The sequence below is a fragment of the Dactylosporangium cerinum genome (assembly GCF_042653625.1).
Classification (GTDB): Bacteria; Actinomycetota; Actinomycetes; order Mycobacteriales; family Micromonosporaceae; genus Dactylosporangium; species Dactylosporangium cerinum.
Map to the genome: position 1 here is coordinate 325,355 of NZ_JBHSIU010000066.1, position 12,694 is coordinate 338,048.

A 12,694-nucleotide genomic window follows, 5' to 3' on the forward strand; every position below is an offset into this window, starting at 1 on the left:
GCACAGGCCGGCCGGTGCCCTGCTGCAGGCGGGCTACGATCGGTGACGGTGGCTGCCGGTGTGGCGGCCTTTCGGCAGGTGCTGGAAGAGTTCGACACCGAGATGGGCGAGAGCCCCGAGTTCGCGGTCGCCGACGCCATCATCCGCCTCGGCACCAATGTGATGGCCGAACGCCGCATGCGGGTCCTCACCGTGCTGAAACTGCGCGGCAGCGGCTTCCTGTCCGGGCAGCACGCCTACCGCCTGTCCCAGGCCGGCCTTGACCTGTTCCCCCGCCTCGCCGACACCGGCGAAGGCAGCACCTACCAGCTCCACGACACCCGGATCTCGACCGGCGTCACCGGCCTCGACGCGCTCACCATCCTCAAGGCCCGCGCCAGCCGCCACGACGTGGCCGTCCGCCAATACACCATCACCGACCGCGGCATCACGCTCGGCGACGCCTTCGCACCCGGCCAGGACCTCAGATGACGCCCGCCCGGCAGCGAAGCAGCGGCGGGTCGCCGGGCGTACGCTGACCGGCGTGGATCAGGAAGACCGTATCGCGCTGTTCCTCGACTACGAGAACCTCGCGCTGGGCGCACGGGACCATCTCGGCGGCATGTCGTTCGACTTCCGGCCGATCGCCGACGCCCTGGCCGAGCGGGGAAGGGTCGTGGTGCGCCGGGCCTACGCCGACTGGTCCTACTTCGACGAGGACCGCCGGATGCTGACCCGGTCCCACGTCGAGCTGATCGAGATGCCGCAGCGGATGGGCGCCTCGCGGAAGAACGCCGCCGACATCAAGATGGCGGTCGACGCGATGGAGCTGGCCTTCGAACGCGAGTACATCTCGACGTTCGTGCTGTGCACCGGTGACAGCGACTTCACGCCGCTGGTGCACAAGCTGCGCGGGCTGAACAAGCGGGTCATCGGCGTCGGGGTGGAGAAGTCGACGTCGGCGCTGCTGCCACCGGCGTGCGACGAGTTCCTGTACTACGACCGGCTGGAGGGGGTCGAGGTCCCCGCCGCCCGCACCCGCACGCCCCGCTCGCCTCGCGTCGCAGAGCCGCAGCTCGCGTCGCCGCCGCCATCGCCGGAGGCGCCGCATCCCGAGGCGCCGCAGCCGGTCCGCGACGTCGACGCCCTCGCCGTGCTCGTCGCGCAGACCGTCGCCGGCCTGCAGGGCAGCTCCGGCGGCGAGGTCACCGCGTCGTCGCTGAAGCGGACCCTGCTGCGCAAGGACCCGACGTTCAGCGAGTCGGACTACGGGTTCCGCGCCTTCGGGGAGATGCTGCGCCACCTCGCCGACCGCAACGTGATCGAACTGGCCGACGGCCCCGCCAAGGGCGATCCCGGGGTGGCGCTGCCCGAGCACGGCGACCAGGAGGCGGCGTTCGCGCTGCTGCGATCCGTCGTGCAGGACGTCACCACCGGTGACGCCGGGGTGGCACTGTCCGGGTTGAAGACCCAGGTGCGCCGGGTCCGGCCCGACTTCAGCGAGAAGAAGCTCGGCTACCGGACCTTCCTGCAGTTCTGCAAGGCGGCCGCCACCAGCGGCGCCGTGCACCTGCGGTGGAGCGCCGACGCCGACGACTACTTACTCACCGTATAAGCGGGGCAGTGGGACGCCTGCCGGTTTTGTAGGATCTGCCGCGATCGATCATCACTCGACGCGACGGGCAGGTAGGGCGTATGGACGAGGGCGACCAGGACCGCACACCGCCGAAGGACATCACTCACAGTGCGTCGGGGGAGCCCGCTGAGGAGCCGGGTCCGGCGCCCTCCGACCTGCCGGCCACCGACGATGCCGTCACTGCTGCGGCCGCTGCCGACCTCGCGCACTCGACGGCCGCCGGGGCGCGCAAGCGCCGGCGCCGCAAGATCCTCCTCAGGTCGGCCGCGGCCCTCGTCCTGATCGCCGCGCTCGGCCTGGTCGGTGTCACGTACTACTACGACAGCGTCGCGCTGCCCGAGGACGTCGCCATGAAGCAGGCGACGACGATCTACTACGCCGACGGGGCGACCCCGATGGCACGTATCGGCGACACGAACCGCACGGTGCTGCCCTTCGACCAGATCCCGCTGGACGTGCAGCACGTCGTCGTCGCCGCGCAGGACGAGACGTTCTACACCAACAGCGGTGTCGACTACTCCGAGGCCGCCGGGGCACTGTGGAACCAGGTCACCGGCGGCGACACGCGGGGCGCGTCGACGATCAGCCAGCAGTACGCGCGGCAGTGGGCCGAACTGGAGGGCGCGTCCTTCGGGCGCAAGGCCCGCGAGGCGGTGATCGCGACAAAGCTCAACGAGGCGTACTCCAAGGACCAGATCATGACGATGTACCTCAACATCGTCTACTTCGGCCGGGGCGCATACGGGATCCAGGCGGCGGCGCAGGCGTACTTCGGCAAACCCGCGAAGGACCTGACGATGGCCGAGGGCATCGTCCTGGCCGGGCTGATCGACAACCCCGAGGGCAATGAGGGCAAGGGCAGCCCGTTCGACCCGACGGTGGACGCCAAACAGGCCCAGGACCGCTTCGACGCCATCAAACGCACGGTGATCAAGCTGAACTTCGTGCGGTCGGAGGACGCCGACCAGAAGCTGGCGTACCCGACGAAGGTGCTGACGGCCGCGGAGGCCCGTGCCAACTCGATCACCGTGCAGGCCGGCCTCGACAAACCCGAAGGGCTCATCGTCCACCATGTGCTCGGCGAGGTTGCGGCGCTGAAGGACCCGAAGACCGGCGTGCTGCTGTACGAGGGGACGGACTCGATCGGCAGGAAGCAGTTCGACCGGGTCCGCAACGGCGGGCTGAAGATCGTCACCACGATCGACAAAACCGTGCAGCAGATCGCGGTCCGCGAGGCGAGCCGGAACGCCGAGTCGAACATGGACGGCCAGCCCAGCAACCTGCAGGCGACCATCGTCGCGGTCGAGCCCGGCACCGGCGCGGTGAAGGCCTACTACGGCGGCGGCAGCGGCAACGGCGGCGACTTCGCCGGCTCCTACCGCGACCCGGTCCTCCACACCGGGGAGGATTCGTGCTGCGGCGGTCACCCGGCCGGCGCGAGCTTCCAGCCCTACGCGCTCGCCGCGGGTCTGATGGCCGGCTACTCGACCGACTCGTACTGGAACGGCGAGTCGCCGCAGCAGTTCCCGGCCAGCGGCCGCGGCGCCCAGAACCCGATCCTCAACGCCGGTGAGAACAGCGCGACCGCGCCCGCGTGCCGTTCAGGTTCCGCGAAATGGTGCACGTTGGACGAGGCCACCGCCATGTCGCTCAACACCCCGTTCTTCGGCCTCGCCGAGAAGGTCGGCCCGGCCAAGGTGATCGACACGGCCCGCGCGGCCGGGATCACCGAGATGTGGGCCAACGTGGACGGCAAGTCGAAGAAGATCGACCTGGTCGCCAACAAGGGCTCCGACGTGTTCCCGAAGTACTTCAACACCGAGGTCGCCATCGGTCAGTACCCGGTGACCGTCCTGGACCAGGCCGGCGGCATGGCCACCTTCGCCGCTCGCGGCGTCGCGGCGAAGACCCACTTCCTCAAGGAGGTGTGGGAGAACGGCAAGAAGACCTACGGCGAGGTGATCAACCCGAAGCGCATCCCGGGCTTCACCGAACCGATGGCCGACGACCTCAACGCGGTCCTGCAGGGCGTGCCGCAGCACTACGGCCTGAAGCTCAAGGACGGCCGCCCGGTCGCCGGCGCGGCCGGAGCATGGCGGCTGACGTCGGGCTCCGCCGACAACGCCCACGCCTGGATGGTCGGCTACAGCGCCTACGACCCCGCCAGCAAGGCGAACGGCCTGGCGGTCGCGGTCTGGGTCGGCAACAAGGAGCAGGAACAGAAGATCGTCGACAAGAGCGGCAAGACCATCATCGGCGGCACCCTGCCCGGCACGATCTGGCGCGACTTCCTCGGCGACGCCCTCACCGCGCTGAAGGCACCGATTGTCGCGTTCCCCCCGAAGCAGGCCACCGGTGACAAGAAGGTCGGCACGGGAGTCTCACCCGGCCCGTGAACCCGTGCGGCCGTGAGCCCGTGCACCCGTTCGTGGGTTCACGGGCTCACGGTGTATTCGGTGTCGTTGTTGCCGACGGATGAGTCCGTGTAGTCGTCCGGAGGCCAGACCTGCACCACCCGCTGCGGCCAGTCGACGTTCGCGGGGACGTCGATGGTGATGGTCAGGGCGAGTTCGGCGCCGGCCCTGAGCGGCAGGCCGATGCACAACGCGGCGGCCGTGTCGCCGGGGGACAGGTAGACGCACCCGTAGCCGCCGGTGACCACGGCGTTTCGCGGGACCGGCAGGTACACCCACCAACCAGGTGCCTCGATCATGCTGTTGTTGCGCACCGTGACGGTCATGGTGCCGCGGCGCAGGCCACCGCCCAGGTCGGTGAAGGTGAGCTCCGAGGCGCGCACGGCCAGGTCGATGCCGGTCGGCAACTGCGGGAACGTGGTCGGCCCGGCGGTCTGCCGGAAGGTTCCGCCGTCCCAGGTGTAGGTGCGCCAGTGGGTGACGATCTGATTCGACGGCGGCCTCGTGCAGGCGTCCGGCCGCGCGTCGTCGGAGACCAGCAGCTTCACCGCGCCGCCCACCGTGGCCTGCACGCTGCACACGGCTCGCAGGTCGCCGTCCTGGGCGGCGACCTGGCCGACGGTCCGCAGCGCGCCGGACCCGTCCAGCCGGACCGCGACGACCTGGAACGCGACCGCGTCCTGGATCGTGCAGTTGAGATGGATCACGGCCTCCTTGACGCCGTCGTGGTCGACGTCGACGTCCGTCACCTGCTGGATGGTGACCGTGCCGTTCGGGCCGCGGTAGGCGCCGCCGCTGAAGCGTGTCGGGCCCGACGCGCAGGCGTTCGCCGCCGCGTCGCCGCGCCAGGCCGGCAGGTCGAGCGTCGATTCGGCCAACTGCTCGAGGGAGGTCTCGGTGTTCCCCGTCTGTGTGCCGACGCCCGAGGTGTCGTCCCCGCCCAGACCCGCGCGCAGCACCGCGAACGTGCCGGCCACGGCGAGCGCGACGACCGCCGCGGCGGCGACCTTCCCGCGCCGGTGGCGGGTGTCCAGCCGGCGGTACAGGTCGGCCGGGCCCGGCGTGGTGACGTGCGGGGCCACGCCGCCGCGCAAGTCCGCGAACGCGTCGATGAGTGGGTCGCGAAGGTCAGACATCCTGCGGCTCCTCGGCGAGCTGTCCGGCGAGTGCGAGACGGCCGCGATGCAGCCAGGTCTTGACGGTGCCCTCGGGGATGCCTTCCTGCTCGGCGATGTCGCGGACCGACAGGTCGGCGAGATAGAAGAGGATCAGGATGCGGCGCTGCCGCTGCGGCAGGGTGGCCAGCGCCCTGGCGAGCGCGACCCGGTCCGGATCCGGCCCGGGCACGTGCTCCTCACGGTGGCGGCGGGCGAACCGGGCCGCGCTGCGGGCCTTGCGCCAGCGGCTGGTGGCGAGGTTCCAGGCGACCTGCCGGACCCACGACACCGGGTCCTGGTACGCCGAGATCTTCTCCCACCGCACCAGCGCCCGGTAGAACGCCTCCTGCGCCACGTCCTGGGCCGCGTCAAGATCGTTGGTGTAGGCAAAGAGCTGGATGGTGACCGCCTGGAACGACGCGGCGTAGAACGCCGCAAAGCTGACGTGCCGGGGTGGACGGTCGTCGGCCGTGCGCGGATCGTCGTGCACCGTGACCACGGCGTCCTCTCTCTCGGCCCAATGGCTGCACGAGTATCACGCGCGACCCCACCCACGGGTTTCAACGATTCTCCGCGTCCTGGCGATGCAAGGTGATTGATGTCACGCCACCCCGGTGAAACCCGCAGCCAGCCCGCCATCAGCGCAAACCCGCCCGCCGGCCCGGTTCACCCGGACCTCTTCCGCCGCGCCCCGGCAATCCCTACGGTTCGGGCTGCGGGCCCCGGCGACGACCGTGGGTGCGTGCAACGGGGGTGATCCGGGCCGGTGCCTGCCGGTCCGGATCCGCGGGCGGCGGCCGGCCCGGTCAGGCCACCGTCAGCGGCAGGACGTGCTTGCGGAGTTCGGCCAGGAACTGGTCCGGGTTGGTGAAGGCGCAGAAGTGGCTGGCGCCGTCGATCAGCTCCAGGGACTTGCGCGGCGCCTGGACCTGGTTGAAGTACTCGACCGCGGGGCCGGTCAGGGTGACCACGTCGCTGGCGCCCTGGAACAGGAAGAACGGGATCTCGTAGGTGGTGCCCAGCGCGTACGCGTCGAACTGCATGAATTGCTCGAACATCGCGTCGCGGACCGCGCCGAAGCCCTTGAGCCAGTTCCACGCGTCGATGAGGGAGTAGTCCGGGTTCTTCAGCAGCAGCGGCATGATCAGCTTCATGACGACGTTGGGGCTGGTGGGGTCCTTGGCCATGGCCCACTGCATGCGCACCAGCCAGTCCTTGACGGTCCAGGTGGCCGGGTCGGGGTCGACCTTGGTGAGGGCGGCCACGCCCCGCTTGTCGCCGGCGGCGCGGAGCCGTTGCAGGGTGTCCTGGTAGCCCTGGCGCTCGTTGTCGAGCATGCTGACGTAGAAGTCGGTGCCGACGTAGGCGTTGAACAGGTCGGGCCGGCGCTGCGCCATCGGCAGCCCGATGATGGTGCCCATCGAGCCGGCCATCAGGGTGAGCCGCTCGGTCGCCAGGTGGCCGCGCAGAAACTCGCTGACCTCGATGCCGTCGTCGATCGCCCGCTCGAAGGTGAGCTCGCCGGGGCGTGGGGCGCCGTTGCGGCGCAGGGTCTTGCCGCAGCCCCGCCGGTCCCAGTGCACGACGGTGAAGTCCTGCTCCCATTCGCGCAGCACCGGGGTGAACAGCGAGTAGGGCGAGCCGGGCCCGCCGTGGACGACGAGCAGGACCGGGTTGTCCCGGTTCCGGCCCTTGATCTGCACCCACTGCTCGACGCCGCCGACCGTCACGTACCGACCCTCGTTGATGTCCATGCCGACACGGTACACACGTGTCACACAAATGTGCAACACAGGCGTGTGAGACGGTACTATCGGCGCATGGGCAATCGGGAGAAGCTGGTTGACGGCGCGTTGACGTGCCTGCTCACCAAGGGATTCGCGCGGACGACGGCACGGGATGTGGCCGCCGCGGCCGGCGTCAGCCTGGCCGCCATCGGCTACCACTTCGGCACGACCGAGGCGCTGCTCAGCGTCGCGCTGGTGCGGGCCATGGAGCAGTGGGGCGAGGAGCTGGAGCACGCCCTGGCGAGCGAGGAGGACCAGGCGCTGTCCCCGCAGGACCGCTTCACCGCGATCTGGCGCCGCGTGATCAACTCCGTCGGCACCAACCGGCCGCTGTGGGCCACCCAGTTCGAGGTCCTCACCCAGCTGGAGCGCTCACCGGAGCTGCGCGAGAAGTTCCTCGGCAACGCCCCGGAAGGCGCCGGCGGCAACGCCCAGGAGCAGGCCCAGTTCGGCCTGGCCGCACTGTTCGACGGCATCGACCCCGCGGCCGAACCCGAGCTGGCCCGCCAGGTCGGCGCGTTCTACCAGGTCCTGCTGACCGGCGTGGTCGCCCAGCACCTCGTCGACCCCGAGCACGCGATCTCCGGCGAGGACCTCCTGATCGCCATCCGCGCGGTCGCGTCCCGCCGTTGATGCATCCGGCGCTGCAAGGGCCGCACCTGTGGCGGGCGCACGGGATGATGGCTGTGTGCGTTCGATGCTGCGGTATGCCGACGCGGTCGCGTTGCTGGGCGGGGACAGTCCGGCGGTAGCGGCCCTGGACCGGGCGCTCGGGGGTGCGCTGCTGGTGTCGACCGCCGGTGGCAGCGCCGTCGTCGCGGGCCTGCTCGGTGCCCGGGGCGAGGCGCTCCGAGCGGGCCACGAGCTGGTGCGCGGCATCCGGGACCGGCTGCACGGATACTCCCGCTACGACCGGACCCAGCGGCTGCACGCGGCGCACACCGTGCTGGTCGTGACCGCGTTCTTCGAGGCCTTCGAGGAGCTGCGGCTGCCGCTGGACCTGGACCGGGTCGAGCTGACCGGGCAGGACCAGCTCCGGCTGGCCGAGCCGAACAGCGCCGGGCAGGACGTCGTGCAAGGGCTCCTCGACGCGCAGGTCGCCATGCCGGGCGTGGACCTTCCGCACGAGACGCTGCTGCGGCAGCTCAGCGACTGGTATGGCGGCATGGCCGGGCGGTGGCTGGGGTTCCTCGAAGGGCTCAGCGCCTGGTCCGACCTCGACGAGACCCAGCGACGCCGGGCCGCCGCCACGATGCGTGAGGATCTGCCGCCGCTCGCCGTGCGGCGCTACGAGGATCGGTACCGCCAGCTGGCGCTCGAGGTGCCGGAGTTCGCGTGGTGGAGCGGCCAGCAGGAGCACCGGGCGACCCGGCGGGCCTTGGCCGGCATCGAGGAACTGCTGCGCGGGGTCGCCGCCGGTCGCGCACCGGACCAGCGGCGGCGCGAGCTCGCCCGGGCCTACCAGGACGCGCTCAGCCGGCCGATCCTCGCCGACGGCGACGCCCCGGCCGGACTGACGATCCCGACCCTGGCCGCCGCGTACGTCGACCCGGACTTCCGGCTCGCGACCGGCCTCACCGACAACTCGGCGGCGAACGAGTCGTTCTGGGAGACCCGGCCGGTGCGGACCGACCTGGCCGCGTTCCTGACCGCCCACCTGACCGGGCCGGCCGCCACCGAGGCGCCGCTGCTGGTGCTCGGCCAGCCCGGCGCGGGCAAGAGCGTCCTGACGCGCATCCTCGCCGCCCGCCTGCCCGCCACCGACTTCCTGCCGATCCGGGTGGAGCTGCGCGACGCGCCCGCCGACGCCATGATCCAGGACCAGATCGAGCACGCGGTCCGGGCCGCGACCGGCAAACGGGTGGACTGGCCGGATCTCGTCGGCAGCACCGGCGACGCGCTGCCCGTCGTGCTGCTGGACGGCTTCGACGAGCTGCTCCAGGCCACCGGTGTGAGCCAGACCGACTACCTGCTGCGGGTCGCGGACTTCCAGCATCGTGAGGCGGTCCAGGAGCGTCCGGTCGTCGTGCTGGTCACCAGCCGCACCGCCGTCGCCGACCGCGCGCAGGTCCCGCCCGGCACCGCCGTGCTGCGGCTCGAACCGTTCCGGCCCGAGCAGATCGAGCAGTGGCTGCAAGTCTGGAACGAGGTCAACCAGGCGTCCTTCGCGGCGCGTGGGGTCGCGCAGCTGCCCGCGACGGCCGTGCTGCGGCAGCCGCAACTGGCCGGCCAGCCGCTGTTGCTGCTGATGCTGGCGCTGTATGACAGCGACGCCAACGCCCTGCAACGCGACGCCGCCGCGCTCGACGAGGCCCAGCTCTACGAACAGCTGCTGAAACTGTTCGCGGCCCGGGAGGTGCACCGGCAGCACCCCGGGGCAACCGGCGACGCGCTGGCGGCGCTGGTTGACGACGACCTGCTGCGCCTGTCGCTGGTGGCGTTCGCGATGTTCAACCGGGGCCGCCAGTGGGCCACCACCGCGGAGCTGGACGCCGACCTCGACGTCATCGACGAACGGCACAACCCGAACCACGACCTGCGCCGGGGCCTGCGCAGCGGCGAGACCGTGCTGGGCCGCTTCTTCTTCATGCAGCGGGCCCAGGCCCTCCGCGACGGCGAACGGCTGGCGACGTATGAGTTCCTGCACGCGACCTTCGGCGAATACCTGGTCGCGCGGCTGGTGCACCGCCTGGTGGTGCAGATGGCCGCGCAGGAACGGGCCGCCCTCGCCACGCCCTTCGGCGCCGGCGGCAGCCAGGACGGGCTGCTGCACGCGCTGCTGTCGTTCGCGCCGTTGATCGGCCGCGGTCCGGTGCTCGGGTTCCTGCGGGGGTTCGCCGGTCACCTGCCGCCCGGGCAGCGCGCCGCCGACCTGCCGGTGACGCTGTTCCAGCGGCTGGACACCCGCGGCGAGGACCTGCGGTACGCGCGCTACCAGCCCGCGCCGGTGCCACCCGTCGGCCGCTATGCGCGGTACTCGCTGAACCTGGTCCTGCTCGCTGCCGTGTACGGGTCCGGGGTGCACGCCAGCGCGCTGTTCCCGGCCGGCGCGGACGTGGTGGCGCGCTGGCGCAGCCTGACCCTGCTGTGGCAGTCGGCACTCGGCGCGGAGGAGTGGGGCGCCCTGCTGTTCGCCACCCGGACCCGCCACCTGTGGAGCGACACAGCCCGCGACGTCCGGGTGGAGCTCGACGATCTCGACGGTGCCCCGTCCGAAGCCGTGGACCTGTACTGGTTGAACGACATCCCGCCGTACCGCGCGCAAGCCACGACGAACCGCGCCGGCATCATCGGCCACCGGTACATCGCCAGCGAACAGCTGAGCCGGCAGGCCGCGTTCACCGCCGACGAGGTCACCGCGCTGGCCGTGCACGCCATCGAGCCGTTCCTGGCCCAGCCGCAGGGAACGGCGAACGTTGTCGTCGGCTTCCCGCCCTGGGACCGGCAGGCGCGGCCGGACCCGCTGCCGGTGACGATGCTCGGTGGTCTGCTGCGACTGCTCGCGGCGGCCGTGTCGCAGGAGACGGCCCCGGCGACGCTCGCGTATCTGTTCCGGGCGGTCCTGGTGCCGGCGGCGCACTGGTCCGACGTGCTGGACGGGCGGACCCGCACGGAGGCGCTGGGCGTCGGCCTGTCCCTGCTCGCGGTGCACTCGCATCGCCTGCCCACGGACGAGTTCACGGTCCTGGTGGAGGAGGTCACCGAAACCAGCCTGGACGACGACCGCCGCGAATCGCTGATCGAGGCGATCGTCAATCACCTGGCGGCCGGTCGGGCCGACCCGGTCGAGGCGATGTACCTCCGGACGCTGACCGAGGGCTTCCTCCGGCTCGACCACGCGGAGTACGCCCGCTGGCGGGTCGGGCTGCACGAGGCGGGACACCGGGCCAGCGAGACCCACCCGATGATCCCCGGCAGCGCGCTCGTCGACGTCGAACCGCGGCTGCTGGCCCGGGTCAGGTGGCTGTTGCGGGCCGAGTTCGGCATGGACCTGCCGGCGTCGGCGGAGCCGCCCGGGTCGCCGTGACCCCGTTGCTCAGTCGTCCTCGGACAGATGGTCCGCCGGGCTCGGCGGGGTGTCGTCGACGCCCATGGCCTGCAGCTCCGCCGGGGTGAACGTCAGCTCGGCCCGGTCGCCGAGCATGATGGCCGCCAGGTCGTCGAGGATCGCCAGGTGGGCCTGCCGCGACTCGGCGGTGAGGGTGTTGATGCGGGCGCTCTCCGCCATCACCCGGGCGCCGGGCGGGCCGGCCTGCTCCACCTTCATGATCAGCAGGCCGGCCTCGAGGAAGTTCGACCACGGGGTGCGCAGGGCGAGCACCGAGGCGGCCGTCGAGCTGAACAGCATGAGCAGCACCCGGTGGTCGAAGGTCTCCGTCCGGTGCCGGTCCAGGCGCAGCCCGAACAGCCGCTCGAGCCCGTGGAGCACGGCGCTGTGGTGTTCCCTGAGCGCGGCGTTGAAGGCGGATGACTCGTCGTGGCGGTCGTCGTAACCTCGTGCGCCGAGATACGCGTCGATGAGCTGACGTCGGCTGTACATGCATCCCCCGAGAAGTCGCCGGACCCAGAGGTTACCGGGCCTCCGGGTTCGTCTCGATCCGGGCGATGAGTGCCTTCAGCCGCCCGACCTCCTCGGCGAGGGCGACGTCGCCGGCGGGCGTCAGCGTGATCCAGGTGCGGCCGCGTTTTCCGGCGTACCCCTTCTCGAGCTGGATGAGGCCGGCCGCCTCCAGGACGCTCAGGTGCTTGGACAGGTTGCCGGCGGTGAGGTCCAGCTGGGTGCGCAGATAGCCGAACTCCGCCCGGCGGGCCTCGTGCACGATGGTGAGGATGCCCAGCCGGACCCGCTGGTGCACCACCTCGTCAAGGCCGGTGACCGGGTGCCGCTCGGCGGTCACCGGTGCCGCCGGCGGGCGACCGCGAAGCCGGCCGCGCCCAGCAGCAGCACCGTGCCGTTGATGACCTGCGCCGGCAGGAACTCCGAGTGGTCCGCCCAGGCGAAGTGCACGCCGAAGGTGATCGGCACCAGCACCACCGCGAGGTATCCGAGCGTGAACGCCAGCAGCGCGACGTTACGCTCCAGCCGGGCCAGCACCAGCAGCGCCAACCCGATCGTGCCCCACGGTGCGATCAGGCGGTCCAGCACCAGCACCCAGTACGGGAACTCATGCGGCCCGAGGAACAGCCGGGCGAGGACCCACGCGGCGGCGAACAGGACGGTCAGCGCGCCTCCGGTGATCGCGTAGGGCAGCACCCGCGTGCCCAGCCCCCGCGCCCGGGCGACCCGCACGTAGCTGACGGCGATCGCCGCGTAGGCCAGCAGCAGCGCCGGCGGCCAGTAGAACAGCGCGCCCCGGCGCCAGGTGGTGCACACGGAGGCGTCCGCGGATCGCACCAGGTCCGCGGCGGCACCGGGCTCGCAGCGCACGTCCAGGCCGTAGTAGTCGATCGGGATCGCCACGAACGTCACCGCGGCCAGCACCAGCAGCGCCACCCAGGTCACCCGCTGGTCGACCCGCACCCGGTGGGCGAGGGCAAGCACGTCCGCCAGCAGCCGGCGAGGGTCGCCGGCGGCTGGCGCCGAATCAGTGGTCATGCCATAAGGTTTGCACAGCCAACCGATTGGCGCCAGTACCAAACTTCGTGAAGCCGGTGCGGAGCGGCATGAGCGCCGCCGACGCACAACCGGGACCGCTACGAGCGGATCAGGTTCCCGCCCGG

11 protein-coding genes are annotated in these 12,694 nt (G+C 71.4%); 5 read left to right on the forward strand and 6 right to left on the reverse strand.

Annotated elements, in window-relative coordinates; all coding sequences use genetic code 11:
• Positions 1–48 precede the first annotated feature (48 nt).
• The 3 genes from ACFPIJ_RS43820 to ACFPIJ_RS43830 all read left to right on the forward strand — a co-directional run bounded on the left by ACFPIJ_RS43820 (position 49) and on the right by ACFPIJ_RS43830 (position 4,011).
• The gene (locus ACFPIJ_RS43820; protein WP_380124913.1) at positions 49–471 is read left to right on the forward strand and encodes a hypothetical protein; all 423 of its coding nucleotides are present in this window, start codon (positions 49–51) and stop codon (positions 469–471) included.
• A gap of 52 nt (positions 472–523) precedes the next feature.
• A complete protein-coding gene (locus ACFPIJ_RS43825) occupies positions 524–1,594 on the forward strand; it encodes an NYN domain-containing protein (protein ID WP_380124914.1) in 1,071 nt (356 codons plus the stop codon).
• Between the two features lie 80 nt (positions 1,595–1,674).
• On the forward strand, positions 1,675–4,011 hold the full coding sequence (locus ACFPIJ_RS43830; protein WP_380124916.1) for a transglycosylase domain-containing protein: 2,337 nt from the start codon (positions 1,675–1,677) through the stop codon (positions 4,009–4,011).
• Positions 4,012–4,049: 38 nt separating this feature from the next.
• Here ACFPIJ_RS43830 and ACFPIJ_RS43835 read toward each other — a convergent pair whose 3' ends face one another.
• The 3 genes from ACFPIJ_RS43835 to ACFPIJ_RS43845 form a co-directional block, all read right to left on the reverse strand.
• On the reverse strand, positions 4,050–5,165 hold the full coding sequence (locus tag ACFPIJ_RS43835) for a hypothetical protein (RefSeq protein WP_380124918.1): 1,116 nt from the start codon (positions 5,163–5,165) through the stop codon (positions 4,050–4,052).
• Complete coding sequence (locus ACFPIJ_RS43840; RefSeq protein ID WP_380124920.1) at positions 5,158–5,685, reverse strand: SigE family RNA polymerase sigma factor; 528 nt, start codon at positions 5,683–5,685, stop codon at positions 5,158–5,160. Before ACFPIJ_RS43840 ends, ACFPIJ_RS43835 begins: the two co-directional genes overlap by 8 nt.
• A 307-nt stretch (positions 5,686–5,992) precedes the next feature.
• Positions 5,993–6,940 carry an alpha/beta fold hydrolase gene (locus ACFPIJ_RS43845; protein WP_380124922.1) on the reverse strand — a complete coding sequence of 316 codons (948 nt, stop codon included), beginning with the start codon at positions 6,938–6,940 and terminating at the stop codon, positions 5,993–5,995.
• Positions 6,941–7,006: 66 nt separating this feature from the next.
• Between ACFPIJ_RS43845 and ACFPIJ_RS43850 the strand changes: the two genes are divergently transcribed.
• A complete protein-coding gene (locus ACFPIJ_RS43850) occupies positions 7,007–7,606 on the forward strand; it encodes a TetR family transcriptional regulator (RefSeq protein WP_380124924.1) in 600 nt (199 codons plus the stop codon).
• Positions 7,607–7,670: 64 nt separating this feature from the next.
• Positions 7,671–11,000 (forward strand): NACHT domain-containing protein, encoded by a 3,330-nt coding sequence (locus tag ACFPIJ_RS43855; protein ID WP_380125419.1) that lies wholly within the window; start codon positions 7,671–7,673, stop codon positions 10,998–11,000.
• A 9-nt stretch (positions 11,001–11,009) separates the two neighbouring features.
• Here ACFPIJ_RS43855 and ACFPIJ_RS43860 read toward each other — a convergent pair whose 3' ends face one another.
• The 3 genes from ACFPIJ_RS43860 to ACFPIJ_RS43870 are packed head-to-tail and all read right to left on the reverse strand — an operon-like array spanning position 11,010 to position 12,569.
• Positions 11,010–11,513 carry a hypothetical protein gene (locus tag ACFPIJ_RS43860; protein ID WP_380124926.1) on the reverse strand — a complete coding sequence of 168 codons (504 nt, stop codon included), beginning with the start codon at positions 11,511–11,513 and terminating at the stop codon, positions 11,010–11,012.
• Positions 11,514–11,544: 31 nt separating this feature from the next.
• On the reverse strand, positions 11,545–11,871 hold the full coding sequence (locus ACFPIJ_RS43865; protein WP_380124928.1) for a transcriptional regulator: 327 nt from the start codon (positions 11,869–11,871) through the stop codon (positions 11,545–11,547).
• Entirely contained in the window at positions 11,868–12,569 is a 702-nt protein-coding gene (locus ACFPIJ_RS43870) for a hypothetical protein (protein WP_380124930.1), read from the reverse strand. The genes ACFPIJ_RS43865 and ACFPIJ_RS43870 overlap by 4 nt, the downstream gene beginning before the upstream one ends.
• Positions 12,570–12,694: the final 125 nt, after the last annotated feature.